Annotated in this window: 20 protein-coding genes and 2 pseudogenes; 9 read left to right on the forward strand and 13 right to left on the reverse strand. The window is 72.6% G+C overall.

Going from position 1 to position 26,460, the window contains the following annotated elements; all coding sequences use genetic code 11:
• Position 1 precedes the first annotated feature (1 nt).
• From OG335_RS15840 to OG335_RS15885, 10 genes and pseudogenes are all read right to left on the reverse strand, one after another.
• The gene (locus OG335_RS15840; RefSeq protein ID WP_405011758.1) at positions 2-943 is read right to left on the reverse strand and encodes an ABC transporter permease; all 942 of its coding nucleotides are present in this window, start codon (positions 941-943) and stop codon (positions 2-4) included.
• Entirely contained in the window at positions 936-1,862 is a 927-nt protein-coding gene (locus OG335_RS15845) for an ABC transporter permease (RefSeq protein ID WP_405011759.1), read from the reverse strand. The genes OG335_RS15840 and OG335_RS15845 overlap by 8 nt, the downstream gene beginning before the upstream one ends.
• A 139-nt stretch (positions 1,863-2,001) precedes the next feature.
• On the reverse strand, positions 2,002-3,636 hold the full coding sequence (locus OG335_RS15850; protein ID WP_405011760.1) for an ABC transporter substrate-binding protein: 1,635 nt from the start codon (positions 3,634-3,636) through the stop codon (positions 2,002-2,004).
• A gap of 412 nt (positions 3,637-4,048) precedes the next feature.
• The gene (typA, locus tag OG335_RS15855; protein ID WP_405011761.1) at positions 4,049-5,950 is read right to left on the reverse strand and encodes a translational GTPase TypA; all 1,902 of its coding nucleotides are present in this window, start codon (positions 5,948-5,950) and stop codon (positions 4,049-4,051) included.
• Between the two features lie 213 nt (positions 5,951-6,163).
• Positions 6,164-6,434: pseudogene (locus OG335_RS15860) on the reverse strand (Uma2 family endonuclease); the annotation flags it as partial.
• Positions 6,435-6,604: 170 nt separating this feature from the next.
• On the reverse strand, positions 6,605-8,353 hold the full coding sequence (locus tag OG335_RS15865) for an ABC transporter family substrate-binding protein (RefSeq protein WP_405011762.1): 1,749 nt from the start codon (positions 8,351-8,353) through the stop codon (positions 6,605-6,607).
• A gap of 133 nt (positions 8,354-8,486) precedes the next feature.
• Positions 8,487-11,036 carry a SpoIIE family protein phosphatase gene (locus OG335_RS15870; RefSeq protein WP_405011763.1) on the reverse strand — a complete coding sequence of 850 codons (2,550 nt, stop codon included), beginning with the start codon at positions 11,034-11,036 and terminating at the stop codon, positions 8,487-8,489.
• Between the two features lie 546 nt (positions 11,037-11,582).
• Positions 11,583-14,324, reverse strand: a complete 2,742-nt coding sequence (locus OG335_RS15875) for a SpoIIE family protein phosphatase (protein WP_405011764.1) — start codon at positions 14,322-14,324, stop codon at positions 11,583-11,585.
• A gap of 222 nt (positions 14,325-14,546) precedes the next feature.
• Entirely contained in the window at positions 14,547-15,113 is a 567-nt protein-coding gene (locus tag OG335_RS15880; protein WP_405011765.1) for a (deoxy)nucleoside triphosphate pyrophosphohydrolase, read from the reverse strand.
• A 190-nt stretch (positions 15,114-15,303) separates the two neighbouring features.
• Positions 15,304-16,116 carry a class I SAM-dependent methyltransferase gene (locus OG335_RS15885; protein WP_405011766.1) on the reverse strand — a complete coding sequence of 271 codons (813 nt, stop codon included), beginning with the start codon at positions 16,114-16,116 and terminating at the stop codon, positions 15,304-15,306.
• Between the two features lie 128 nt (positions 16,117-16,244).
• Between OG335_RS15885 and OG335_RS15890 the strand changes: the two genes are divergently transcribed.
• Positions 16,245-16,829 carry a pyridoxamine 5'-phosphate oxidase family protein gene (locus OG335_RS15890; protein WP_405011767.1) on the forward strand — a complete coding sequence of 195 codons (585 nt, stop codon included), beginning with the start codon at positions 16,245-16,247 and terminating at the stop codon, positions 16,827-16,829.
• Positions 16,830-16,914: 85 nt separating this feature from the next.
• Here OG335_RS15890 and OG335_RS15895 read toward each other — a convergent pair whose 3' ends face one another.
• Positions 16,915-18,291, reverse strand: a complete 1,377-nt coding sequence (locus OG335_RS15895; protein WP_405011768.1) for a DUF3616 domain-containing protein — start codon at positions 18,289-18,291, stop codon at positions 16,915-16,917.
• A gap of 159 nt (positions 18,292-18,450) precedes the next feature.
• Here OG335_RS15895 and OG335_RS15900 point away from each other — a divergent pair.
• The 7 genes and pseudogenes from OG335_RS15900 to OG335_RS15930 all read left to right on the forward strand — a co-directional run bounded on the left by OG335_RS15900 (position 18,451) and on the right by OG335_RS15930 (position 23,563).
• A pseudogene (locus OG335_RS15900) lies at positions 18,451-19,607 on the forward strand (dihydrofolate reductase family protein).
• 75 nt (positions 19,608-19,682) lie between these two features.
• On the forward strand, positions 19,683-20,345 hold the full coding sequence (locus tag OG335_RS15905; RefSeq protein ID WP_405011769.1) for an HAD-IA family hydrolase: 663 nt from the start codon (positions 19,683-19,685) through the stop codon (positions 20,343-20,345).
• Positions 20,346-20,497: 152 nt separating this feature from the next.
• Complete coding sequence (locus OG335_RS15910; protein WP_405011770.1) at positions 20,498-21,868, forward strand: FAD-binding oxidoreductase; 1,371 nt, start codon at positions 20,498-20,500, stop codon at positions 21,866-21,868.
• A gap of 310 nt (positions 21,869-22,178) precedes the next feature.
• A complete protein-coding gene (locus OG335_RS15915; RefSeq protein ID WP_405011771.1) occupies positions 22,179-22,430 on the forward strand; it encodes a hypothetical protein in 252 nt (83 codons plus the stop codon).
• Complete coding sequence (locus OG335_RS15920; protein WP_405011772.1) at positions 22,430-22,822, forward strand: DNA-binding protein; 393 nt, start codon at positions 22,430-22,432, stop codon at positions 22,820-22,822. The genes OG335_RS15915 and OG335_RS15920 overlap by 1 nt, the downstream gene beginning before the upstream one ends.
• 218 nt (positions 22,823-23,040) lie before the next feature.
• A complete protein-coding gene (locus OG335_RS15925; protein ID WP_405011773.1) occupies positions 23,041-23,307 on the forward strand; it encodes a type II toxin-antitoxin system Phd/YefM family antitoxin in 267 nt (88 codons plus the stop codon).
• Positions 23,300-23,563, forward strand: a complete 264-nt coding sequence (locus OG335_RS15930) for a type II toxin-antitoxin system RelE/ParE family toxin (RefSeq protein ID WP_405011774.1) — start codon at positions 23,300-23,302, stop codon at positions 23,561-23,563. Before OG335_RS15925 ends, OG335_RS15930 begins: the two co-directional genes overlap by 8 nt.
• A 134-nt stretch (positions 23,564-23,697) precedes the next feature.
• Here OG335_RS15930 and ychF read toward each other — a convergent pair whose 3' ends face one another.
• The gene (gene ychF, locus OG335_RS15935; protein ID WP_405011775.1) at positions 23,698-24,771 is read right to left on the reverse strand and encodes a redox-regulated ATPase YchF; all 1,074 of its coding nucleotides are present in this window, start codon (positions 24,769-24,771) and stop codon (positions 23,698-23,700) included.
• 216 nt (positions 24,772-24,987) lie between these two features.
• Here ychF and OG335_RS15940 point away from each other — a divergent pair, with 216 nt between their 5' ends.
• Positions 24,988-25,554, forward strand: a complete 567-nt coding sequence (locus tag OG335_RS15940; RefSeq protein ID WP_405011776.1) for a DUF6542 domain-containing protein — start codon at positions 24,988-24,990, stop codon at positions 25,552-25,554.
• Between the two features lie 81 nt (positions 25,555-25,635).
• On the opposite strand, the gene ppgK is transcribed toward OG335_RS15940, so the two are convergent.
• Positions 25,636-26,379, reverse strand: coding sequence for a polyphosphate--glucose phosphotransferase (gene ppgK / locus OG335_RS15945; RefSeq protein ID WP_405011777.1), 744 nt, complete (start codon positions 26,377-26,379; stop codon positions 25,636-25,638).
• Positions 26,380-26,460: the final 81 nt, after the last annotated feature.

Raw genomic sequence — 26,460 nt, forward strand, 5'->3', positions numbered from 1 at the left:
CTCAGCGCAGCTTCGGGTCGAGGGCGTCGCGCACCGCGTCACCGAGCATGATGAACGCCAGCACGGTGAGGCTCAGCATGCCCGCGGGGAAGAACAGCACGAACGGGGCGGTGCGGATGACCTTCTGGGCCGAGTTGATGTCGATGCCCCAGGAGATCGTCGGGTCCTGCAGACCGATGCCGAGGAAGCTCAGCGTGGCCTCGGTGGCGATGTAGCCGCCGAGCGCGATCGTGGCGACGACGATCACCGGGGCGATCGCGTTCGGCAGGATGTGCTTGAAGAGGATCCGCACGGTGCCCGCGCCGAGCGCCTTCGCCGCGGTGACGAAGTCGGCCTGCTTGACGGTGATCACCGAACCGCGCATCACGCGGGTCATCTGCGTCCAGCCGAGGGCGACCAGGGCGAAGACCACGCTCCAGATCGAGCGCGAGGTGAAGGCGTTGAGGATGACCAGCGCGCCGAGCAGCAGCGGGATGCCGAAGAAGATGTCGGTGACCCGGGAGACCACCGTGTCGACCCAGCCGCCGAAGTACCCGGCGATCATGCCGGTCAGGCCGCCGAGGACCGTCACACCCGCGGTGACGCAGATGCCGACCACGACCGAGGCGCGGGCGCCGTACAGCACCCGGGCGTAGATCGAGCGGCCCTGGCCGTCGTAGCCGAACCAGTCGGCCTGGAAGAGGTGGCCGTAGTTCGGCGGCGTCAGGTAGTGGTTGCGCAGGTCGCCGGCGCGCGGGTCCACCGAGGTGAACAGGCCGGGCGCGATCGCGATCACGACCAACAGCACGATCAGCAGCGCGGAGAGCAGGAAGATCGGGCGGCGGCGCAGGTCGTGCCAGGCGTCGAGGCCGAGGCTGCGGGCCTTCTCCGGCTTGGGCTCGGCGCTCTGCCCGGTGCGCTGCGCGGGGATCTCCGCGTTCTTCTTCTCGATCAGGTCAGGCATACCGGATCCTCGGGTCCAGGACCGCGTAGAGCAGGTCGACGATCAGGCTGGCGGCGAGGTAGACGAGCACCAGCACGACGACGAAGCCGGAGACGGTGGCGCCTTCCTTCAGGTTGATCGCGTGGTAGAGCGCGTTGCCGACGCCCTTGACGTTGAAGATGCCCTCGGTGACGATCGCGCCGCCCATCAGGGCGCCGAGGTCGGTGCCGAGGAAGGTCACCACGGGGATCAGCGAGTTGCGCAGCAGGTGGGTGCCGATGACCCGGCGCCGGGGCAGGCCCTTGGCGACGGCGGTGCGCATGTAGTCGGACTTGACGTTCTCGACGATCGAGGTGCGGGTGAGCCGCGCCACGTACGCGAGCGACAGGGAGCCCAGGACGAAGGCCGGCAGCAGGAGCTGACCGAGGTTCATCGAGTCCTGGACGGTGGGGGTCACCCAGCCGAGGTTCGTCGCGAAGACGTTCTGGAAGACGAAGCCGAGCACGGGCACCGGGATCGAGATCAGCAGCAGGGTGAGCACGAGGGTGCCCTTGTCCAGTGCCTTTCCGCGGCGCAGGCCGGACACGAGGCCGATGCCGACGCCCAGCACGACCTCGATGGCGAAGGCCATCAGGGCGAGGCGGACGGTCACGGGGAGCGCGTCGGAGATCACGTCGATCACCCTGCGGTGGTCCATCGTGGTACCGAAGTCACCGGTGAGCAGGTTGCCCAGGTAGTCCAGGTACTGCTGGACCAGCGGCTTGTCCATGCCCATCTCGTGCTTGAACGCGGCGAGCTGGGCAGGGTCCGGGGCCTTGTCGCCCCACATCGCCGCGACCGGGTCGCCCGGCAGGACGTGCACCATGAGGAAGATCAGGGTGATCGTCCCGAGGAAGACCGGGATCATTTGGAGCAGTCGCCTCGCGACAAAGCGCCCCATCATGCCTCCATCCAATGCTCTGACGGGCTGTCGTCCCGATGTCAGAGGTTCTCGGCGTGACGACGGCCGGTGCCTGCCCGCCCTCGTGGGGCGGGGACGGGCACCGGCCGTGTCGGTCCGGGCCGTGAAGTGGCGCGGATTACTTCTGCTTGACCTCGACCTGGGTGAAGACCGGGTCGCCGAACGAGTCGAACTTCACGTTCTGGACGTTGTTCGAGTAGCCCGAGTTGGTCTTGTAGTACCAGAGCGGGATGGCCGGCATGTCCTTGGCGAGCTGGGCCTCGGCCTGCTGGTACAGGTCGGCGGTCTTCTCGACCGTGGTGGCCTTGTCGGCCTCCGCGGCGAGCTTGTCGAACGCGGCGCTGGAGTAGCCGGCGTCGTTGGCCGCGGCACCGGTGCCGTAGACGTCGCGCAGGTAGTTGGCGTTCAGCGGGTAGTCCTGCACCCAGCCGGTACGCATCATCGACTGGACCTTCTTGTTCTTGATGAGGTCCCGCGAGGTCTTGAAGTCCGGCTTGGCGTCGCCGAGGCACTCCACGCCGGTGGACTGGCGGATGGAGTTGCAGACCGCGTCCACCCACTCCTTGTGGCCGCCGTCGGAGTTGTAGACGATGGTGATCTTGTTGCCGGGGACGCCGCCGCCGGCCGCGATCAGCTGCTTCGCCTTGGCCGGGTCGAAGGTGCAGAACTCGCCGCAGGTGTCGTTCTTGTAGCCCATCGCGCCGGGGGCGACCCAGCTGTTGGCGGGCTGGCGGGAGCCGTTGAGCACCGTCTTGGTGATGGTGTCGCGGTCGATCGCCATCGACAGGCCCTGGCGGACCTTGGCCTTGTCGACGCCGCTCCAGTCACCCTGGTACAGGGCGAAGGAGATGGCCTGGATCGCGCCCTGGGCCTGGTCCACGGCGCGGTCGCCGAGGTCCGTCTTGTAGGAGGCGAGGTCGGTCGGGTCGACCTGGTCGAGGACGTCCAGGGTGTCCGAGGTGAGGTCCTTGTAGGCCGCCTCGGGCTGGGAGTAGTTCTTGAAGACGATGCCGCCGTTCTTCGCCTTGTCGACGCCGGCGTACTTGTCGTAGGCGGCGACGGTGATCGCCTTGTTGTGCTCCCACGACACGAACTTGTAGGGGCCGTTGCCGATCGGCGACTGACCGTACTTCGCCGGGTCGGTGTAGAAGACCTTCGGCAGCGGAGAGAAGGCCGTGTAGCCGAGCTTGTACTCGAAGTACGAGACCGGGCCGGTCAGTTCGATCGTGAAGTGGGTGTCGTCGACGACCTTGAGGCCGGACATCGTGGCCGCGGTCGGGTCGCCGGTCTCCGGGTGCACGGCGGCGTAGCCGGCGATGTCGGAGAACCAGTCCGAGTTGATCTGGCCGCTCTTCACGTTGGCCGACCAGTTCCAGGCGTCCACGAAGGAGGCCGCGGTGACCGGGGTGCCGTCGTGGAACGTCCAGCCGGACTTCAGCGAGACGGTGTAGTGCTGCGCGTCGGTGGTCTCGATCTTGTCGGCCACCTGGTTGCGGAGGTCGCCGGTCGCGGGGTCGTAGTCGACGAGACCCTTGAACAGCTGCTTGATGATGCGGCCGCCCTGGTTCTCCATGGCGTTGGCCGGCTGGAGCGGGTTCTGCGGCTCGGCGCTCTGGTAGCTGAACGTGCCCTGGGCGTTGACCGCCCCGTCGGACGAACCGCCGGCAGAGCTTCCGCCGCTGCCGCAGGCGGTCGCGGCGAGGGCGACCGCGACGGCTGCGACGACCCACTTGGCCTGGCTGGCACCGCGCATGGGTGTGCCTCCTGAATCCGTGTTTCAACGTGGAGAGCACCGCGGGGAGGTGGCCGGCATCGGTGCCGTGACCAGGCGGTGCTTCCTCGCCCGAGGTTCGGCGCGCACCCCTGCGCGTGACCCGTGACCCGAGCTCGACTTGTCCCACTATCGGTCACTCAGGGATGCGGAACGGACCATTACGGATCTCAATTTGGTCACATGCAGGACGAATTAGTTTCATACATCGGACATTCAGGACATACGCAACCGGGGTGAAACGGACAGTTTCCATGGATGACGGTGGGTCACGTCCGACTATCGAACACAGACCGGGCTCTTGCGCTACGCGCGTCGACAGCGCAGCGTCACAAAGAAGCCGGCCGGTCCCACCCCGGGGGGTGGGACCGGCCGGCCCGGGGACGGTCTCCCGTCAGCTCTTCTTGGCGCGCGAGGCCGTACGGCCGCGGTCCTTGGCGTCCAGGACGACCTTGCGGATGCGCACGCTCTCCGGGGTCACCTCGATGCACTCGTCCTCGCGGCAGAACTCCAGCGACTGCTCCAGCGAGAGCTTGCGCGGCGGCACGATGGACTCGGCCACGTCCGCGTTGGAGGAGCGCATGTTGGTGAGCTTCTTCTCCTTGGTGATGTTCACGTCCATGTCGTCGGCGCGCGAGTTCTCACCGACGATCATGCCCTCGTACACCTCGGTGCCCGGGTCGCAGAACAGCACGCCGCGCTCCTGCAGGTTGGTCATCGCGAACGCGGTGACGACACCGGAGCGGTCGGCGACCAGCGAACCGTTGTTGCGGGTGGTCAGGGTGCCGAACCACGGCTCGTAGCCCTCGTGGATCGAGTGCGCGATGCCGGTGCCGCGGGTGCTGGTGAGGAACTCCGTGCGGAAGCCGATGAGGCCGCGCGACGGCACGACGAACTCCATGCGGACCCAGCCGGAGCCGTGGTTGGACATGTTGTCCATCCGGCCCTTGCGGATGCCCATGAGCTGCGTGACCGGGCCCATGTGCTCCTCGGGCACGTCGATGGTCAGGCGCTCGACCGGCTCGTGGGTCTTGCCGTTGACCTCGCGGGTGACGACCTGCGGCTTGCCGACGGTGAGCTCGAAGCCCTCCCGGCGCATGGTCTCGATGAGGATGGCCAGCGCCAGCTCGCCACGGCCCTGCACCTCCCACGCGTCGGGGCGCTCGGTGTCCAGCACGCGGAGCGAGACGTTGCCGATGAGCTCGCGCTCCAGGCGGTCCTTCACCTGGCGGGCGGTGACCTTGCGGTCCTTGACCGTGGCCTTCGCGTCCGCGCCCTTGCCGCCGCCGCCCTTGCCGACCATCGGCGAGGTGTTGGTGCCGATGGTCATCGAGATGGCCGGCTCGTCGACGGTGATCAGCGGGAGCGCGATCGGGTTCTCGGTGTCGGCGAGGGTCTCGCCGATCATGATCTCCGGGATGCCGGCGACGGCGCAGATGTCGCCCGGGCCGGCCTTCTCGGCGGGCTTGCGGGTGAGCGCCTCGGTCATCAGCAGCTCGCTGATGCGGACGTTCTGGATCGTGCCGTCGCGCTTGATCCAGGCCACGGTCTGGCCCTTGCGCAGCTCGCCCTGCTCGACGCGGAGCAGCGCGATGCGGCCGAGGAAGTTGTCGGCGTCCAGGTTGGTGACGTGAGCCTGGAGCGGGGCCGCGTCGTCGTAGACCGGGGCCGGGACGTGGTCCAGGATCGTGGAGAAGAACGGCTCCAGGCTGTCGCTGTCCGACGGGACGGTGCCGTTCTCCGGCTTGGTCAGCGAGGCGATGCCGTCACGGGCACAGGCGTAGACGATCGGGAACTCGATCTGCTCCTCGTCCGCGTCCAGGTCGAGGAAGAGGTCGTACGTCTCGTTGACGACCTCGTCGATCCGGGAGTCCGGGCGGTCCGTCTTGTTGATGCAGAGGATGACGGGCAGCCGGGCCTGCAGCGCCTTGCGGAGCACGAAACGGGTCTGGGGCAGCGGGCCCTCGGAGGCGTCGACGAGGAGGACGACCGCGTCCACCATCGACAGGCCCCGCTCGACCTCGCCACCGAAGTCGGCGTGGCCGGGGGTGTCGATGATGTTGATGTTGATCGGCACACCCCCGTCCTTGGGGTGGTACTTCACGGAGGTGTTCTTCGCGAGAATGGTGATGCCCTTCTCGCGCTCCAGGTCGTTCGAGTCCATCATGCGGTCGTCGAGGTGCTGGTGGGCGGCGAAGGCGCCGGCCTGCTTCAGCATGGCGTCGACCAGCGTGGTCTTGCCGTGGTCGACGTGGGCGACGATGGCGACGTTACGGATGTCGTTGCGCGTGGGCATGCTGAGCGGAATCTCCCGGTTCGTGGGTTTCGGCGCCCGGCTGCGTGACGCCGACTGGGCGATCCATGTCGATCGCCGCCGCCCGTTCCGCCTGCTACTACCGGTCCACCCGCCGGGCACACCATGCCACGGCTCCTCCTATGGTACGGGGAACCGCCCCCTCAGGCCGAAACGGCGGGTGGCACCGCGTGCAAGATCACAGGAAAGGGCCGGTCAGAGACTGTCGACCTCCGTCAGGTCGATGTCCGCGGCGAAGGGCACGGACACCTTCAGGCGGTCGCGGTGGACCCCGTCGGCGACGTACCGGCGGGTGACCGGGTCGAGGGTGTGGGCGAAGACGACGGGTCGGCCGTCCTCCTCCTCGACCAGCCAGAAGTACGGGATGCCGGCCCTCCGCGTACAGCTCGGGCTTGCGGTCCCGCTCCTCGAAATCCGGCGAGACGACCTTCACCGCGAGCAGGACGTCCGCGGGGGCGAAGGAGGTGAGGCCGCCCTCCGGCGGGACGGCCCGGTCCGGCAGTGAGTGGCGTGTCATCGTCGGCGCTCCCATGGGACGGAAGTGTGGCCCCACCACTCGGCGTAGCGGGGCGATATGCGCCCGCGTTCACGCTTTCGAGCGGTTTGACCCACCCGGTCCGGCTCAGGCGGTCCGGCTCAGGCCGTCCGGAAGCCGACGTCCTGGTAGCGCGGGGTGGTGAAGCCGTACGCCCCGGCCCCGGCGACGCCGTCGCGGACGGCGACCAGCTCGGGGCGCCGGTAGAGCGGCACGACGTCGGCGAGCTGCCAGAGCCGGGCGTCGGCCTGCTGGAGGAGGCCGGTGCGGACGGCCGGGTCGAGCTCGGCGGAGGCCCGGTCGAGGAGCCGGTCGATCTCGGCGGTGCCGGTGCGGCCGTAGTTGCGGCCGGGGAGCGGCTGCCCGTCCGGGCCGGGCTGCGGCTTGGCGTACAGCGCGCGGGCCTCGGCGGGGTAGCCGGTGGCGGGCCAGGAGAAGAGCGCGAGGTCGAAGTCGCCCTTGTCGAGGCGGTCGGTGACGAAGGTGTCCGCGGGGACGGGCGTCGAGGTCAGCGCGATGCCGACGGCGGCGAGGTCGGTGGTGAGGGTGTCGGCGGTGCGGCGGGCGGTGGTGGAGCCCTCGGGGATGACCAGGGTGAGGGCGAGCGGCTTGCCGTCCTTGGTGCGCTTGCCGTCGGCGGCCTTCCAGCCGGACCGGTCGAGCAGGGTCGCGGCGCCGATCGTGCCGAGGGCGGCGCTGTTGTCGCGGTAGCCGTCCTGCCCGGCCAGCAGGAGGTGGTTGCCGAGCGGTACGGCACCGAGCCCGAGCGGTACGAGGGCGGCCTCGGCGGTGCGGCGGCGGTCGGTGGCGCGGGCGACGGCCTGCCGTACGCCCTGGTCGGCGAGCGGTCCGCGGGCGGCGTTCAGGGTCAGCTGGGTGAAGGCGGCGGCGGGGGCCCGGTGCAGGGTGAGCCCGGGGGTGGTCTCGGCGCGGCGCAGGGCGTGCACGGAGGCCTCGACCATGGCGGCGGCGTCCGGCGGGGCGGCGTCGGCGGTGCCGCCGGGCACGGCCCGGTCGACGGAGGCGGTGACGGCCGCGATGTCGAGCTCGCCACGGGCCAGTGCGTCGAGCCGTTCGGCCGCGGGCACGGCCACGAACTCGACCGCGTCGGCCTTGGCCTTCTCGCCCCACCAGCGGGGGTTGCGGACGAGCCGGGCGCTGCCGCCCTCGCGGTCGTAGGCGTCGAGGACGAAGGGTCCGGCGGAGGTCCGGAAGTCGCCGTCGAGCGGCTCGTCGAAGGTCTCCGCGGTGGCTGTCCGGGCGGCCGGGTAGAGCGGCGAGAAGAGCGCCCGCCAGTCGGCGTACGGGTGCTTCAGGACGACCTCGACCTCGCCGGGCCCGCTGCCCGGGGAGACGGAGGCGATGGCGTCGTAGCCGGCCGGCCGGTCGCTGTGGAAGGCCGGGTCGGCGCCGGAGAGTGCCTTCCACTGGGCGGTGAAGTCGGCGGCGGAGAGCGGGGAGCCGTCGCTCCACACGGCGGCCGGGTTGAGGCGGTAGGTGATGCGCTGCGGGCTCCGGCCGGGCGGGGTGGACTCGGCGCCGGCGAGGTAGTCCGGGTCGGGGGCGGTGCGGCCCCGGTCGTCCATCCGGAAGAGGCCCGGCAGCAGCGCCCGGGCGATGAGTTCGGAGTCCGCGCCCGCGCCGGGCCGGTAGACGTTCAGGGTCTCCGGGATGTCGTCGACCGCCCAGCGCACGGTGCCGCCGTCGCGGGTGCGGGCGCGGTCCGCCGCGGTGACGTCGGACGCGGCCGGGCCCGCGGGGGAACCGTCCGTGCAGCCGGCGGCCGCGAGGGCCAGGCAGAGGACGGCGGCCGCGGCGGCGGTCCGGTCGGCGGCTCGGCTGGCGCGCATGCGCTCCTCCGTCAGGGGTGTCGGCCGACCCGAGGGATCCGGGACTGCCGCCCACTGAAGGCCATCCGCGCGCACGGCGGGGTCCGACACGGCGCCCGGGCGGCACGATCCACCCGGGCGGCGTAGCGCCTGGTCAGAGCGCCAGTTCGAACCAGACGATCTTGCCCTTGGGGGTGCGCCGACTGCCCCAGCGCTCCGCGAGGAGGCTGACGAGCTGGAGGCCGCGGCCACCCTCGTCGGTCTCCTGGGCGCGGCGCTGCCGCGGCTGGGCGTAGCCGTCGTCCCAGACCTCGCACACGACCGTCCGGTCGTGCAGCAGCCGGACCCTGATCTCGCCGCGGCCGTGCCGCAGGGCGTTCGTCACCAGCTCGCTGACCAGCAGCTCGGTGGTGTCGACGAGTTCGTCGAGGCCGCGGTTGATCAGCCAGTCGCAGGCCTTCTCGCGGGCCCGGCCGACGGAGGTCGGCTCCGGGGGGAGCCTCCAGTCGCCGACGGAGTCGGCGGGGAGAGCCCCGATCTTGGCCATGAGCAGGGCGATGTCGTCCTCGCCGTGGTGCGGGATCAGCTCGTCGAGCACCTCGTCGCAGAGCCGTTCGAGATCGCGGGAGCCGTGGGTGAGCGAGGCGCGGAAGGCCCGCAGGCCCTCGTCCAGCTGGTGCTTGCGGGATTCGACGAGGCCGTCGGTGTAGAGGCCGAGCACCGCGCCGTCGGGCAGGGTCTCCTCGACCTCCTCGAAGGGCTCGCCTCCGACGCCGAGCGGCAGGCCGGGCGGCACGTCGAGCATCCGGGCGGGCTCGCCGGGTTCGAGCAGCACCGGCGGCAGGTGGCCGGCGCTGGCGAAGACGCAGCGCTGCGTGACGGCGTCGTAGACGGCGTAGACGCAGGTGGCCAGGTACACCTCGGAGATGCCGTCGCTCGGGCTGCCGTAGGCGTCTTCGGCGCCGCCGAGACCGCGGGCGATCTCGTCGAGGCAGCCGAGCACTTCCGCCGGGTCGAGGTCGAGCATGGCGAGGGTGCGGACGGCGGTGCGGAGCTGGCCCATGGCGACGGCGGCGCGCAGGCCGCGGCCCATGACGTCGCCGATCACCAGGGCGGTGCGGCTGCCGGGCAGCGGGATGACGTCGAACCAGTCGCCGCCGACCTCGGTGTTGTTGTTGCTCGGCAGGTAGCGGCGGGCGATCTCCAGGCCGGTGGCCTGCGGCTTGCCCGGGGGCAGCAGGCTGCGCTGGAGGATCAGGGCGCGCTCGTGCTCGCGGCGGTAGAGGCGGGCGTTGTCGACGCAGACGGCGGCACGGGAGACGAGCTCCTCGGCGATGGCCACGTCGCGGGCGTCGAAGGGCTCGGAGCCGATCGCGCGGGACAGCTGGACGAGGCCGAGCACCTGGTCGCGGGCGACCAGCGGCACCACCAGGGTCGACCGCAGCAGCGGGTCGGGGCCGGGCTGCGGCACGACGCTGCGTCCGGTGCGCAGGGCGCGGGCGTGCGGGGAGCGGGGCGGGTAACAGAGGGTGCCGCCGGCTTCGGCGACGGGCACGGCCGGGTGGCCGCCGCCGTCCGCACCGAGCACCGAGGAGGCGCCGCCGACGACGCTGGAGACGGCGACGCGGCGCAGTTCGCCGGAGCCGTCGAGCAGGCCGGGGCCGCCGGACACCGGGCCGGAGTCGCCGGAGAGCAGGGCGGTGTAGAGGTCGACGGTGGCGACGTCGCAGAACTGCGGGACGATCACGTCCAGCAGTTCCTTGGCGGTGGTCTCCAGGTCGAGGGTGGAGCCGATGTGGGTCGAGGCCTCGTTGAGCAGGGCGAGGCTGCGGCGGACGCCGGCGGCCTCGCGCTCGGCGACGTGCCGGCCGGTGACGTCCTGGACCTGTCCGGCCACGCCCATGGGGGTGCCGGAGGGGCTGGTGAGACGGAAGAGCGCGATCGACCAGCGGCGGCCGTCGCGGGTGCCGCCGGCCGGTGCTCCCCCGCTGAAGCGCAGGTCGAGGATGGGGTCGCCGCCGGCCAGCACCTTGCGCAGGGCGACGAGCAGCCGGTCGGCCTCGCTTGCGGGGAAGAGCTCCGAGGGATGCAGACCGGGGAGTTCGCCCGCGGGCCGGCCGACGCTGGCGGCGAACGCCTCGTTGACGCGCTGCAGGCGCAGGTCGGGGTCGAAGAGGAAGAAGCCGGTGGGGGCCTGGCCGATGACGGCCTCGCCCGCGAGGAGGCCGGTCTCGATGGTGCGCAGGCGGCCGACGTCGACGGCGAGGCAGGTGGCGCCGGGGGCGGGCCGGCCGTCGGAGGGCATCAGGTAGAGCTCGGCGAGGCCTTCCTGGCCGTGGGCGTCGCGGTAGGGCGCGGTGCCGATCCACTCCTCGCCGTCGAGGACGCGTTCGAGGCGGGCGCGGCCGCGCTGCCACAGGTCGCGGGGGACGAAGGCGGCGATGGGGTCGGCGCCGAGGGCGTCCGCCGCGCGGACCCCGAAGAACTCGGCGGCGCGCGCGCTCCACTGGCTGATCCGGCCGTCGGGGCCGATGGCGAAGGTGGCGACCCGGATGTAGTCGTAGATCGACCCGGGCCCGCCGTGGCCCCAGCCCGCGGCGGTGCCGCGCGGGACGGCGTCCTCGCCGTCGGGTGCGCCGGGCTGGCCGGGCACGGCGGCATGACCGCTGCTGCTCGGTGCCTGCGGCGCCGGGATGCTGTTCAACCGACCGACCCCTCCAACCAGTGCCCATCCGGATGTCGAGAAGACCGAGTATTCATCATCCGGGCGCGGGCGCACATGCCCCCGAGCATCACAACATCGAATCGGGGGAGTCCCGCCCGCTGGTCCTTACCCGACGGCTGCTGTTCGAACCGGCCTGGCCTGCACGGATCGGCGGGCCAGGTCAAGAGCCTCGCAGGAGATGGCGTCACCGTGCACGGTTATGGCAGGAACGGGCCTCAACGTGACTCGAAACCTCGTACGGATTCGGGCATTTCATCACATGACACGTCATCAGCACCAGCCCGGAACCCGGCGCGCGCCCCCGGCGCACCCGCCCCGGGCGGCGACCCCGCACGACACCGCCCGGGCGGGGCCGGGCAGGTCCGCCGGAGGGTGGCGGGCCGGACGGACGGACACGCACGACCCTTCGGGCGACCACGGTGCGGACGCGGCGGCCACGCCGGGTAGCCGGGAGGAACCGCTCCGCGCCGGCCGCCGCTCCCCGGTGTGACCGGGCCCCGACGGACTGTGGCCATCGGACGCGCCCTAGCGCGTCCAGTCGGCCTCGGTCTCGTCCAGCGGCAGCTCGAACCAGACGACCTTGCCCATGCCCTCGGCCCGCGCACCCCACCGCAGCGCGAGGCGGCGGACGAGCTCCAGCCCCCGGCCGCCCTCGTCGGCCTCGGCGGCGTGCCGCTCCCGGGGCGGGTCTGGCAGCGGGTCGCTGATCTCGACGAGCAGGGTGTCGGCGAGGGTGAGGCGCACGCCGATGGGGGCGCTGGCGTACCGGACGGAGTTGGTGACCAGCTCGCTGACGAGCAGTTCGGCAGTGTCAGTGAGGTGCTCGATCGCCCACTCGGCGAGCGTGCCGCGCACCAGGCGGCGGGCCCGGGAGACGGCGGTCGGCTCGGCCGGGAGGGTCCAGCCGGCGGTCGGGGTGTTCGTCTCGCCGTGGCTGAGCCGGGCGAGCAGCAGGGCCACGTCGTCGGGCTCGCGGCCCTGCTCCATGGTGTCGAGCACGGCCTCGCAGGCCTGCTGGATGGAGGCGTACGGCTGCTCCAGCACGGCGACCAGCCGGCCGAGGCCGATGTCGAGGTCCTTGTCGCGGGACTCCACCAGGCCGTCGGTGCACAGGGCGAGCAGCGCGCCCTCCGGGATGTCCATCTGCACCGACTCGAAGGGCACCCCGCCGACACCGAGCGGCGCCCCGGACGGCAGGTCCAGCACCGTGCCGGTGCCGCCGGGCAGCGGGCCGCCCGAGGACGGCGCCGGGCCGTCGGCGTCCTCGGGCACGATCAGCACCGGCGGGATGTGGCCCGCCTTGGTGACCGTCAGCCGCCGGCGGACGGGGTCGAAGACGGCGTAGACGCAGGTGGCGAGGAGCGCCTCGTCGGGGCCCTGCGCGAGGTCGTCCGCCAGCTCGTTGACGTGCCGCAGCAGGATCTCCGGCGGCAGGTCGAGGGCGGCGAGCACCCGGACGGCGGTGCGCAGCCGGCCCATCGTCGCGGCCGCGCGCAGGCCGTGGCCCATCACGTCGCCGACCACCAGGGCGGTGCGGTCGCCCGGCAGCGGGATCACGTCGAACCAGTCGCCGCCGACCTCGGTGCCGCTGCTGCCGGGGACGTACCGGTAGGCGACCTCGACGCCGGGCGGCTGCGGCACCTGCTGCGGCAGCAGCGTGCGCTGCAGGGTGAGGGCGGCGGCCCGCTCGCGGGAGTAGAGGCGGGCGTTGTCGAGCGAGCTGCCGGCCCGGTCGGCGAGCTCGACGGCGAAGGCCAGGTCGTCGCGGTCGAAGCCCTCCCGGTAGCCGGCCCGGCTGACCACCAGCAGGCCGATGACGATGCCGCGGGCGCGCAGCGGCACGACCAGCCGGGAGTGCACGCCGAGCTCCTGGGCGGCCAGCGTCTTGGGGTCGCCCGGGTAGCTGAGGTCCTCGGACTCCTCCTTGCCGGTGAGGAGTTCGGGGATGCCCGTGCGCAGCACCCGGCCGAACGCGGACTCCTCGGTGAAGGTGATGCGGGCGCCGCGGCGCAGCATCACCTCGACCTCGGGGCCGTCCTGCACGGAGGCGGTGCCGAGCTGGAGCAGCGAGGTCCGGCGGTCGTGGCCGTGCCGCGGCAGGTCGTCGCCGTGGGCGACCGCCTGCAGGAGGATCACCGCGGAGTAGTCGGCGAGCCGCGGGACGACCGCGCCGGCCAGCTCCTGGGCGATCCGGGAGGCGTCGAGGAGGTCGCCGATCCGGGAGCCGAACTCGTTCAGCAGGGAGAGCCGGCGGCGGGCGTGCTCGACCTTGGAGACCGCGCGGTAGCGCTCGGTGACGTCCATCACGGTGCCGGAGATGCCGAGCACGCGGCCGGCCCGGTCGGTCATCCGGCTGTACGAGATGGAGCGGAAGCCGGCCCGGGCGGTGACGGGTGCGGCGAGGGTGACGTCGATGACCGACTCGCCGGTGGCGAGCACCTGGCGCTGGATGGCGGTGATCTCGTCGGCGGCGCGTTCGGGGAGCGTCTCACCGGTGGTGCGGCCGACGTGTTCCTCCACCGGCACGCCGTTCATCTCGGCGAGGGTGCGGTTGACGGCCGTGTAGCGCAGCTCGGTGTCGAGGACGGCGATGCCGAGCGGGGACTGCTCGAAGAGGGCGTCGCGGACGGCGAGGTCGCGCTCGACCGCGGCGACGGTACGGGCGTCGGCCAGCGCCACCTGGAGGAAGGGCGTGCCGTCGCCGTCGACGAGCAGGGAGATGCGGGCCTCCACCGGCACGCTCACGCCCTCCCGGTCGGTGAGTCGGGTGACGCCGTGCCAGCTGCCCTGCCGGAGGGTCTCCTGGATGGCCTGGCGGGCCTGGCCGACGAGCTCGTCGTCGCCGATCAGCTGGTCGATGCTGCGGCCGACGAGCAGTTCGCTGGGCCAGCCGAGCATGTCCTCCGCGGCGGGGCTCCACAGCACCACGCGGCCGGAGGTGTCGAGGATCGCGATGGCGACCTTCACCACGTCGAAGAGGCTGCCGCGGGCCGGCTCGGTGACCGTGGCGCCGGCCGTCGGGGTGCCGGGGAACGGCAGGATCGGACGGCCGCGGCCGGAGGCCGGGGTGTCGCGGAGTTGCGGCCGCCGCGACGGCTGGTCGGCCGGCGGGCGGGCCGGGCCGCGGCGGAGGCGGGCCCGCGCGGAGGCGCTGCCGGCGGGCCGGGAGGGGCGGGCGGGCACGCCGGGGGCGGCCGCGCGCTGCGTTCCGCGTCGGGGGAGGCGCCGGGTCCGCCGCTCTCCCCCGCCGTCTCCCGTGCTCGACACCGACGGGGCCTCCGGCTCGTGGGCTGTGCGTGCCCGGCCGGGGCCGGGTACGGGTGGTCCGGCGGGGCGCCGGTGCGCCTCACCGATCGTGACGATTTCTGTCGAACTGTGACATACCCCACCACATGTGCGGCTATCCCGGCGGGGCGGGACCGTCTTCGGTGATTGCGCTACGTGGAGCAATCGCGCCGGAAGAGGGCGGGAGAGGGCCCGGAGGGGCCGTCAGCCCGCGGCGAGCAGGGCGGCGACGTGCGGGAGCACCTCGCGGTCGTGCGGCAGCCAGGGGAGGTCGTCGAGCTCGTGGGCGGCGAGCCAGCGCAGCTCGGAGTGGTCCTGCAGGGGCCGGGGCTCGCCGGAGAGCAGCTCGGCGGCCCAGATCCGGAGCTCCAGGCCGGGCCGGACCTCCCAGCTGCCGGGCAGCGGGCGCAGGGCGCGGGCGCGGACCCCGAGCTCCTCCGCGAGCTCGCGCTCCAGGGCCTGCTCCTGGGTCTCGCCGGGCTCGGCCTTGCCGCCGGGGAACTCCCACGAGCCGGCCAGCTCGGGCGGCCCGCTGCGGCGCGCGGCGAGCACCCGGCCGCGGTGCAGGAGAGCGCCGCCGACGACGTACCGGGGTTCCCCGGCGGGCGGCTGCGGGGTGCGGGAACGGCCGGCCTCGACCCAGTAGAACTGCTTGTGCCCGCGGGCCTCGAACTCGGCGGCGAGCGCGTCGGCCTCGGCCCGGCCGAGACCGTCGGCGACCCGGAAGCGGTTGCCGTTGTCGTCCTGGCGCATCACCCGATAGCCGTCCATGGCGTCACCGTAACGGGCCCGGCCCGGTGGGGGACGGACCGGGCCCGTGGGCTCGACGGTAGGCGCGATTTGCTACCGGACGGTACGCCGGTGGTTAACGCGCGGTAAGACGACCGCGCCGACGCGGGGCCGGGCAGCCGTCCGGACAGCCCTCGCCGGCGGGCTCCACCGCCGGGTGTCCGGACGGGCGTCACCGGCGGGCGAGCAGCTCCCCGTGGAGCACCGCGAACCAGCCGTCCGGGTCGGCGGCCCAGCGGCGCCAGCCGTCGGCGACGGCGGCCAGCTCCTCGGCGGTGGCGAGGCCCTCGGCGACCGCGGTGGCGGCGGTGGCCGACCGCTCGGTGCGCTCGGCCCAGGTCTCCCCCCACCAGGTGCGGCGCTCCGGGTCGGCGAAGGTCCAGGTGCCCGATCCGGCCGTGAGGTCGGTGAAGCCGGCGGCGCGCGCCCAGGCGGCCAGGCGGCGTCCGGCGTCGGGCTCGCCGCCGTTGAGCCGGGCGATCCGGCGGTAGAGCGACAGCCAGGTGTCGAGTTCCGGCAGCTGCGGGTACCAGGCCATGGCCGCGTAGTCGGCGTCGCGGACGGCGACGACCCCGCCGGGGGCGGCGACCCGGCGCATCTCGCGCAGCGCCGCCACGGGGTCGGCGACGTGCTGGAGGACCTGGTGGGCGTGCACGACGTCGAACGCGCCGTCGGCGTACGGCAGCCGGTGGATGTCGGCGACCTCGAAGACGACGGTGTCCACGCCGAGTCCGGCGGCGTGCGCGGCGGCTTCGACGAGCACCTCGGCGGAGGTGTCGACGGCCGTGACGCGGCCCTCGGGGCCGAGCCGGGCGGCCAGGTCCGCGGTGATCGTGCCGGGTCCGCAGCCGACGTCCAGGAGCCGCTGCCCGGGGCGGAGTTCGGGGATCAGGTAGGCGGCGGAGTCGGCCACCGTCCGGCTGCGGTGCGAGCGCAGTACGGACTCCTGGTGGCCGTGGGTGTAGGCGGTCCGACGGTTCGTCATGAACGGCTCCTCTCGGGGTGCGACGACCGTACGCCTCGTCTCGCTTGTCGAGAAATCATGTCTCGAATGGCAAGATGATGCGCCGTCGGGCTCGCCCCCGGAAGGGTGGTGCGACGACAATCGACACCATGGGAAAGACGTACGAACGCATCGACGGACGTCTGCGCACGTTCATCGAGAACCAGCCGGTCTTCTTCACCGCCACGGCCCCGCTCGCCGGGGACGGGCACGTCAACCTGTCCCCCAAGGGCCGGGCGGGCACGCTCGCCGTCCTGGACGACCGGACCCTCGCCTACCTCGACTTCGGCGGCAGCCACGCCGAGACCATCGCCCACCTGCGGGAGAACGGCCGGATCACCCTCATGTGGTGCGCCTTCGACGGTCCGCCGACCGTCGTACGGGTGCACGGCCACGGCGAGGCGGTGTTCCGCGACGACCCGCGGTTCGCCGGGCTGATCGGACACTTCGACCCCGCCGCGGACGGCCCCGCCCTGCGGGCCGTCGTGCTGGTGCACGCGGACCGGATCAGCGACTCCTGCGGCTTCGCCGTGCCGTTCATGGACTACCGCAGCGAACGCAGCCTGCACGCGGACTACTTCGCCCGCAAGAGCGACGAGGAGTTCTCCGCCTACTGCGAGGGCAAGGACCACGTCGCCACCAGCATCGACGGGCTGCCCGCCCTCCCGCTGCCGCTGCCACCGCGCACCGGCTGACCGCCCGGCCCGCGGGCTCCGGACCGCATGCGGACGGGCCCGCCCCGGCCGGAGCCGGGACGGGCCCGCGGTCGCGAGCGCCGGATCAGCCGAGCGTGAACCACGTGGAGCGGGACTTCTTCCACTCCGCGTGGGTCAGGTCCTTGGCCTCGGTGCCGTCGTTGTAGAGGTCGGCCGAACCGTCGTCGGTGATGACCTGCACCCGGGCGCCGGAGACGGAGAGGTCCGGCACGTCGACGACGGCCTCCCAGCCGCCCGCGTCCGTGGTCGGCAGGTCCTTCACCTTCACCGGGGCGTCCGCGGCCAGGCCCGTCCAGCGGTAGAGCGCGTACGGGTCGGAGTTGTCGTCCGCGGCCCAGGAACCGGCCACGATCAGGTACTGGTCGGCCGCGTTCTTGCGGATGTCGCGGATCGACAGGCCGCCGAGGTCCAGGGTGATCGGCGTGCCGAACGTGGCGTGCACCGAACCGCCGGGCAGCTGGTTGAAGTTGGTGACCGGCACGATCAGCGCCTTGCCGCCGTTGGCCGGCGGCACCAGCGGCGCGCGGAAGCCGACGAACGCCGTGGTCGTCGAACCCGGGGCGAACTCCAGGCCCTCGACGTTGAAGCCGTCGATCTGCTTCGGCACCTCGCCGGACGCGGCACCCGCCGCGAAGCCGTACCGGTTGCCGTTGGCCTTGTCCCAGGCGATCAGGTCCTCGCGCAGGCTCTTGTACTTGCCGCCGTACGTGAGCTGGGTGGAGGCGCCGGAGCCGCTGACGGTGGTGGTGAAGACGGTGTTGCGGTCGGCCTTGATCTCGCCGTCCTTGTTGTTGCCCAGCGAGCCCGTCCAGTAGATCGTGTTGCCGACCCGGGTCGCGCCCTCGATGTCGACCTCCTTGGAGACGCCCAGCGAGGACGTGAAGTCCCAGGTCTTCACCGGCGCACCCGAGGTGTTGCGGTCGTAGAGCCGCAGCACGTTCGACTCGTCGTCGGCGACCACGATGTAGCCGCCGCCCGCGTCCACCGCGGCGGAGGCGTCGCTGGAGCCGGTCAGGTAGCGGGCGTCCGCGGAGTACTGCACGGCGGGGGAGGCCGCGTAGTACAGCGTCTTGGTGGCCGTCTTGCCGCCCAGCCCGGTGACCTTGATCGTCAGGTTGGTGTAGCCGACGCCGCGCGCCGCGACCTTCAGCGTGCGGGACCCGGTCGTGCCGGTGACGGTGACGTCGCCGGTCTGGGCGACCGCGCTCCTGCTCGTCGCGCTCGCCGCGACCGTCAGCGCGGAGACGTCCGCACCGCTCTGCGCGACGGTCACGGTGACCGTCGGGTCGCCGGTCGCACCGACCGCACCCGACAGGTAGGAGGCCGAGAGGGAGATGGTGGGCGTGCCGTAGCTGGCGGCCGACGCGGGGACGGCGGCGACCGGGACGGCGGCAAGCACGAGCACGGCCGAGGCGAGCGCGAGCGAGCGGTGACGGGACACGGGGGTGGGCCCTTCGACGGGGGGTGCGTGGTCCGGACCAGCGTCGGGGCCGCCGGCGAACGCCGCCCCTACGGCACCGGGCCGGGCGGCGAACGGCGCCGTTCGAAAGCGTTCTCCCGGCGTACCGTGGTCGGCAGCCGACCGAAGGGACCCTTCCCCGTGCCCAGCCGCCCGTACGTCCTGCTGAGCGCCGCCGTCTCCGTCGACGGGCGGCTCGACGACGCCTCCCCGGACCGGCTGCTGCTCTCCGGACCCGACGACTTCGACCGGGTCGACGAGGAACGGGCCCGCTGCGACGCCCTGCTCGTCGGCGGCAACACCCTGCGCCGCGACAACCCCCGGCTGCTCGTCAACTCCCCGGCCCGGCGCGCCGCCCGGGTCGCCGACGGCCGCCCCGCGTACCCGCTCAAGGTCACCCTCAGCGCGAGCGGCGACCTCTCCCCCGGCCTCAACTTCTGGCACACCGGCGGCGCCAAGGCCGTCTACACCACCGACACCGCCGCCCCCCGGCTGCGCACCGCGCTCGACGGCCTCGCCGACGTCGTCGCGCTCGGCCCCGAGGTCGGCCTCGGCGCCCTGCTCGACGACCTCGGCGCCCGCGGCGTGCGGCGGCTCATGGTCGAGGGCGGCGGCAGCGTGCACACCCGCTTCCTCGCCGAGGGGCTCGCGGACGAACTCCAGCTCGCCCTGGCCCCCCTGGTGGTCGGCCAGGCCGGCGCGCCCCGCTTCCTCGGCGACGCCGCGTACCCCGGCGGACCCACCCGCCGGATGCGGCTCGTCGAGGCGCGTACGGTGGGCGACGTCGTGCTGATCCGCTACGCCCCGAAGGAGTCGACGCCGTGACCGGCCCCGAGCCCTCCCGCGACCTGCACTGGCTGGCCCGCGCCGTCGAACTCTCCGAGCGCTGCCCGCCCTCCGCGACGGCGTTCTCCGTCGGGGCGGTGGTCGTCGGCGCCGACGGGGAGATCCTCGCCGAGGGCTGGAGCCGCGAGGGCGACCCGCACGACCACGCCGAGGAGGCCGCGCTCGCCAAGCTGCCCGCCGGCGACCCGCGGCTGCGCACCGCCACCGTCTACAGCTCGCTCGAACCCTGCGGGCAGCGCGCCTCCCGGCCGCGCACCTGCGCGCAGCTCATCATCGCGGCCGGGGTGCCGCGGGTGGTCGTGGCCTGGCGCGAGCCCGACCTGTTCGTCCAGGCCTGCCAGGGCACCGCCCTGCTCGCCGGGGCCGGCGTCGAGGTCGTCGAGCTGCCGGAGCTGGCGGCCCGCGCCCGGGCGGTCAACGCCCACCTGCTGGGGCCCTCCGGACCGGTGTGACCGGCGTCCCCACCCGAACGGCCCGGCAATTTCGTACCCTGGTGTGACAAACCCCAGTCGCCCGGAGGAGATCGCATGCCCGTCGCCACGCCCACCACCAGCGCCCTGTTGCTCGACATGGACGGCACCCTCGTCAACTCGGACGCCGTGGTCGAGCGCTGCTGGCGCCGCTGGGGCGCACGGCACGGCCTCGACGGCGACGCGGTGATGTCCGTCGTCCACGGACGCCAGGGCCACCTCACCATGGCCCTGCTGCTGCCCGACCGGCCCATGGAGATCAACCTCGCCGAGAACCGCCGCATCCTCGCCGAGGAGACCGCCGACACGTACGGCGTCGTCCCCGTACCCGGCGCCGCGGAGTTCCTCGCAGCACTCTCCGGCCGCCCGCACGCACTGGTGACCTCCGCCGACGAGGCCCTCGCCCGCGCCCGCATGGGCACCGCCGGGCTGCCCCTGCCGGAGACCCTGATCACCGCCGGCTCCGTCGGCGCCAGCAAGCCCGACCCGGAGGGCTTCCTCAAGGGCGCGGCCGCACTCGGCTACGCCCCCGAGGACTGCATCGCCTTCGAGGACTCCGAGGCCGGCATCACCGCCGCCCTCGCCGCCGGCATGCGCGTCGTCGGCATCGGCGAGCGGGCCACCGCCCACCCCGCCACCTGGCACGTCGCGAGCCTGGAGCAGGTCACCGTCACCCCGCGGCCCGACGGCTCCCTGCAGCTCACCCTCACCCACGCCTGACCCTGCGCCGCACCCGCACGGCACCTCCCCCCACCGGTGGGCCGCCCCCGCCACCCGGCGTAGCGTGGAACGGAAGGCCGACCGGTTCACCGTCGGCTCAACGAACCGCACCGGGCCGGCCCGACGGGACCGCACGGTCAGGAGCGGGTGCGATGAGCACAGGGACGATCGAGGAACTGGCAGCCAGGGTGCACGGCACGGTCACCGGACCCGGTGACGCCGGCTACGACGAGGCCCGCAGGGTCTACAACGCGATGATCGACCGCAAACCGGCCGCCGTCGTGCGCTGCGCCCACGCGGGCGACGTGATCGCCGCGGTCGACACGGCCCGGCGCAGCGGTCTGCCGCTGGCCGTCCGCGGCGGATCGCACAGCGTCCCCGGCTACGGCACCTGCGACGACGGGGTGGTCGCCGACCTGGGCGGGATGCGCGGGGTCCGGGTCGACCCGGCACGCCGCACCGCCCGCGTCGACGGCGGCGCCACGCTCGCGGACCTCAACTCCGCCACCCACGCCTTCGGGCTCGCGGTCACCGGCGGCATCATCTCCACCACCGGGGTCGGCGGCCTCACCCTCGGCGGCGGTTTCGGCTACCTCGCCCGCAAACTCGGCCTGACCTGCGACAGTCTGCTGTCCGCGGACGTCGTCACCGCGGACGGCACCCTGCACGTGGTCAGCGCCACGGAGGAGCCCGACCTCTTCTGGGCGCTGCGCGGCGGCAGCGGCAACTTCGGCGTCGTCACCTCGTTCGAGTTCCGGCTGGGCCAGGTGAAGGACGTCGTCGCCGGGCCCCTCCTCTTCGAGCTGGAGCACGCCGAGGCCCTCATCCGGCGCTTCCGCGAGTACATCCCCGAGGCGCCGGAGGAGCTCGGCGCCTTCCCCGGCTTCCAGATCGCCCCTCCGCTGCCGTTCATCCCGGCCGACCGGCACGGCGACACCCTCGCCCTCGCCGTGGTCTGCTGGGCCGGGCCGCCGGAGGAGGCCGAGGCCGCGATCCGCCCGCTGCGCGAGGTCGCGCCGGTCGTCGCCGAGATGGTCGGCCCGATGCCGTACCCGGCGATCAACAGCGCCTTCGACGCCCTGCTGCCCCGGGGTCTCCACCACTACTGGAAGGGCACGTTCGCCCGCGAGCTCACGGACGGCGCGATCGCCGCCCACCTGGAGCACGGGCCCCGCGTACCGACCGTCAACTCCACCTGCCACATCTACCCGATCAACGGCGCCTGCCACCGCGTCGCCCCGGACGCCACCGCCTTCGCCCACCGCGACGCCACCTTCGCCACCGTCATCGTCGGCGCCGGGCCCGACCCCGCCGACACCCCCGCCAACACCGCCTGGGTCCGCGGCTACCACGCGGCGATCGCCCCGCACTCCTCCGACGCCGGCTACGTCAACTTCATGTCCGAGGACGACCAGCACCGGGCCCCCGCCAACTACGGCGCCAACTACGACCGCCTCGTGCAGGTCAAACGCACCTACGACCCGGGGAACCTGTTCCGCGTGAACCACAACATCGAGCCGTGAGGGCACCGTTCACCGCGCGCGGACGCCGAAGGCCGCCCACCCGCTCATCGCGGGCCGGGCGGCCTTCTGCGGGGCGGGTCAGACGTTGAAGCGGAACGGACGGTGGCGGAACCCGACCTGCGACAGGATGTCGACAGCGGCCCTGAGCGGGCACTTCCTGGTTGGCGGGCGACGGCACGCGACGGTCGTGATCGAGTGTCCTGCGGACTGACCGGGCTCCGGCGACGCGGAGGGCGGACCGTCGATCTGCGCGCCTCGCCGCCACCACCGCCCATACTCCTCGCTTGCTACCAGTGGTAGGATCGGCAGCATGAGCAGTAGCAGGAAGTATTCGATCAGCCTGCCCGAGGACCTCGCCGAATCCGTACGCGCACACGTGGGGCCCGGCGGCTTCTCCGCCTATGTTGCCGAAGCCCTCGAACAGCGGGTCGCCATGGACAAGCTCGGGGAGATCGTCGCCGACTTCGAAACCGACAACGACGGGCTCACCCGCGAGGAGGTCGAGGCCGCCCGCGCCCTGCTGCGTCATGACCACCGCCGTGACGACGGAGTCGCCGCCTGATGCCCGGCACGCTCATGCTGGACAGTGAAGGCCTCTCGAAGCTCTACCGCAAAGACCGGACGCTCGTGGCTCTGGTCCAAGCGGCATCGGAAGAGGGCGTCCGCGTGGCCACCAGCGCCATGACCACCCTTGAGGCCGACTACGAGCGCATCCACCCGGCCCGCATCAAGTGGGTACTCTCCCGCATCGACGTTCACGACGTCACCAAGGAGATCACCGACCAGGGCGCCACCCTCCTGCGCACCCACCACCTCCACGGCCACAAGTACGCCATCGACGCCGCCTTCGCCGTCATCGCCCGCACCGCGCCCCCGCCGGTCACCGTCCTCACCTCCGACCCCGAGGATCTGACGCTCCTCTGCGGCCCCACGGTCGAGGTCGTCAAGGTGTGAGCGCGCCCGCCGCGCCGAAGGCGACCAGGCTCGCTCTGCCCGACCCGCTGACAGGCGGGTCGGGCAGAGCTCTTGAGTGACCGTCAGGCGTTGACGCGGAACGTTGAGCACAGGGATCCCACCTGCGAAAACGTGGTTCCCGCCACTCTCGTCCAGCGATGGACCATCGCAGATTCCCGGCGTTGTGTACACATGGGTCACTCCGTGCGCTTGGGCGCATGACGCAGCCGCTGCCCACAGAGTCCATCCGCGACGTGCGCGCCCACCTGGCCGAGGTCGTGGAGCGCGCGGACCGCGACGACGTACCCACGGTGATCACGCGCCGGGGCAGGGAAGTCGCCGCCGTCGTCTCCATCGAGGTGCGCAAGTACCAGGAGTGGGAGGAGCGCGAGATCAATCGGATCATCGACGAGCGCATGGCCAACCCCGCACCCGGCATCCCGATCGAGGACATCATGAGGGAGACGCTGGCGCGCGGTGAGTGAGTACCGAACCGTCTTCCGCCCCGAAGCGCAGGCCGAACTTCGGAAAATCCCTCGCGGCATGGCTCTGCGCATCCTGGCCAAGCTGACCGAGCTGGAGACCGACCCGCTCGGTTTCGGCACCACCGCACTCGTGTCCCAGCCCGAGCGCCGCCGCCTGCGCGTCGGCGACCACCGCGTCGTCTACACGATCGACAACGGAGAGCTGGCGGTCTGGGCCGTTCACGTGGGACACCGGTCCACCGTCCACGAGACCTGACTGCCACTGACCACGCGTCGGAACATCCGGCACCGATCCAGCACGGCAACGACGAAGGGGCCGGACCCAACCGGGCCCGACCCCTCCTGAACTGCATGTTCGCCACATCAGCGACGTGGTGTTGTCTCATCCGCTCAGACGTTGAAGCGGAACTCCACCACGTCGCCGTCCTGCATGACGTAGTCCTTGCCCTCGATGCGGGCCTTGCCCTTGGAGCGGGCCTCGGCGATGGAGCCGGTCTCCACGAGGTCGCCGAAGGAGATGACCTCGGCCTTGATGAAGCCCTTCTGGAAGTCGGTGTGGATGACTCCGGCGGCCTCGGGGGCGGTGGCGCCCTTCTTGATCGTCCAGGCCCGGGTCTCCTTCGGGCCGGCCGTCAGGTAGCTCTGCAGGCCGAGGGTCTCGTAGCCGACGCGGCCGAGGGTGGCCATGCCGGTCTCCTCCTGACCCATCGACTGGAGGAGCTCCAGTGCCTCGTCCTCGTCCATGCCGATCAGCTCGGACTCGATCTTCGCGTTGAGGAAGATCGCCTCGGCGGGGGCGACGAGGGCGCGCTGGGCGTCCTTGAACTCCTCGTCGGTGAGCTCGTCCTCGTCGACGTTGAAGACGTAGAGGAAGGGCTTGGTGGTGAGCAGGTGCAGCTCGCGGACCGAGGAGGCGTCGAAGCCGGCCTCGAAGAGGGTCTTGCCCGTCTCCAGGATCTTCTGGGCGGCCTCGGCGGCGGCCAGCGTGGCCGCCGACTCCTTCTTGAGGCGGGCCTCCTTCTGGAGGCGGGGGATCACCTTCTCGATGGACTGGAGGTCCGCGAGGATCAGCTCGGTGTTGATGGTCTCGATGTCGTCCTTCGGCGAGACCTTGCCGTCGACGTGCACCACGTCGGGGTCGACGAAGGCGCGGATGACCTGGCAGATCGCGTCGGACTCACGGATGTTCGCAAGGAACTTGTTGCCCAGGCCCTCGCCCACGCTGGCGCCGCGGACGATGCCGGCGATGTCGACGAAGTCCACCGTCGCCGGGAGGATCCGCTGCGAGCCGAAGATCTCGGCGAGCTTGGCCAGCCGGGCGTCCGGGACACCGACGACGCCGACGTTGGGCTCGATGGTGGCGAACGGGTAGTTGGCCGCCAGCACGTCGTTCTTGGTCAGGGCGTTGAACAGGGTCGACTTGCCGACGTTCGGCAGGCCGACGATTCCGATCGTGAGCGACATGAAGCGATGTCCCGTGGGCTTGGAGGGCGTGGAGCGGCACCGGTGGTGGCCGGTCCCCCAGTCTACGGGGCCCGTCCGGGCCACCCGGACGGGAAGGCCGCCACCGCGGCCCGGGGACTGCGTCGATCGTGGACGACCCGGTGGACCGGTGGACACGCGCGAACGGGAATTCCCGCATTACACACTGTGGCGATGATCTGACCGTACGTTGGGTGGGTGGAGCAGCAGAGGACCCGTACCCAGACGCCAGGCCCCCGGCGGCGGCCCCCGTCGAGCGGCACCGACCGGGCCGCCGTCCCGGCGCCCGCCGCGCCCGCCGACTCGCGGCTGCGGACGGCCTCCGGCGGCGCGTCCGCGCCCCGGCTGCGGCTGCCGTGGGCAGGCCGCGGCACGTCTCCGAACGGGCGTCCGGCCCGGCTGACGGCGGTCGGCACGGCCGTCGCCGCGGCGGTCGGCACCCTGCTCGTCGCGGGCCTGGACCGGCTGGTCTTCGGCGGCCTCGGCGTGCTGTTCGGCCTCGGCTACCTGGTGGTCTGCTTCCAGCTGGCCGTACGGGTGCGGCTGCCCGACCTGCCGGCGGCACCGATCAGCGGGCCGATCGCGTTCGCGCTGGCGCTGGCCGTGCTGGCGCCGGTGCCCGCGTCCGGGGTGACCGGCCGGGTGGTGGCGCTGGCGAGCGGGCTGGCGGTGCGGGCCGGCTGGCTGTTCGCCGGGACGGGCCTGGCGGCGGCGATCGTCGCGGCCCGGTTCGTGGCCCAGCGGCGCATCCGCCGGGCCCGCTGACCGCCCGGCCCCTGCCGGACCACCGGACCCCGGACCGCCGGACCCGGACCACCGGACCGCCGCGCGGCCCGGCGTGCCGTCTCAGCCGGCCTTGACCGCGGCCATCGCCGCGCCGACGATGCCCGCGTCGTTGCGCAGTTCGGCCGGGACGACGTCGGCCTGGCGGCGGCGGAGCAGCGGCAGGAACTTCTCGTGCTTGCGGCTCACCCCGCCGCCGACGATGACGAGCTGGGGCGAGAACAGCATCTCCACCAGGTCGAGGTACTCGTCGACGCGTTCGGCCCACTCGGCCCAGGAGAGTTCGTGGCGTTCCTTGGCCGCCGAGGAGGCCCGGCGTTCGGCGTCCTTGCCGCGCAGCTCCAGGTGGCCGAGCTCGGTGTTGGGCACGAGGGACCCGTCGACGAAGAGGGCGCTGCCGATGCCGGTGCCGAAGGTGAGCATCAGGACGGTGCCGCCGTGGCCGCGCCCGGCGCCGTAGGCGACCTCGGCGATGCCGGCGGCGTCGGCGTCGTTGACGAGGGTGGCGGGCAGGTCGAGGGCCTCGCGGAACAGCCCTTCGGCGTCGAGGCCGATCCAGTCCTTGTCGACGTTGGCGGCGGTGCGGGTGCGGCCGCCGACGACCACGCCGGGGAAGGTCAGGCCGACAGGCCCGCGGTGGTCGAAGTGACGGACGACCTCGCAGACGGCCTCGACCACCGCCTGCGGCGAGGCGGGGTGCGGGGTCAGCACCTTGTGCCGTTCCTGGGCGAGGGTGCCGCGTTCGAGGTCGACCGGGGCGCCCTTGATGCCCGAGCCCCCGATGTCCACACCGAAAACCGTCGTCATGGCCACGCCCTCCGTCGTCCACAGCCTGTGTACAGAACCTACCGGGATCACGGCCCTGCCCGCCCGCCGATCGCCCATGCA

Source organism: Kitasatospora sp. NBC_01539 (assembly GCF_045040525.1).
Lineage (GTDB): Bacteria > Actinomycetota > Actinomycetes > Streptomycetales > Streptomycetaceae > Kitasatospora.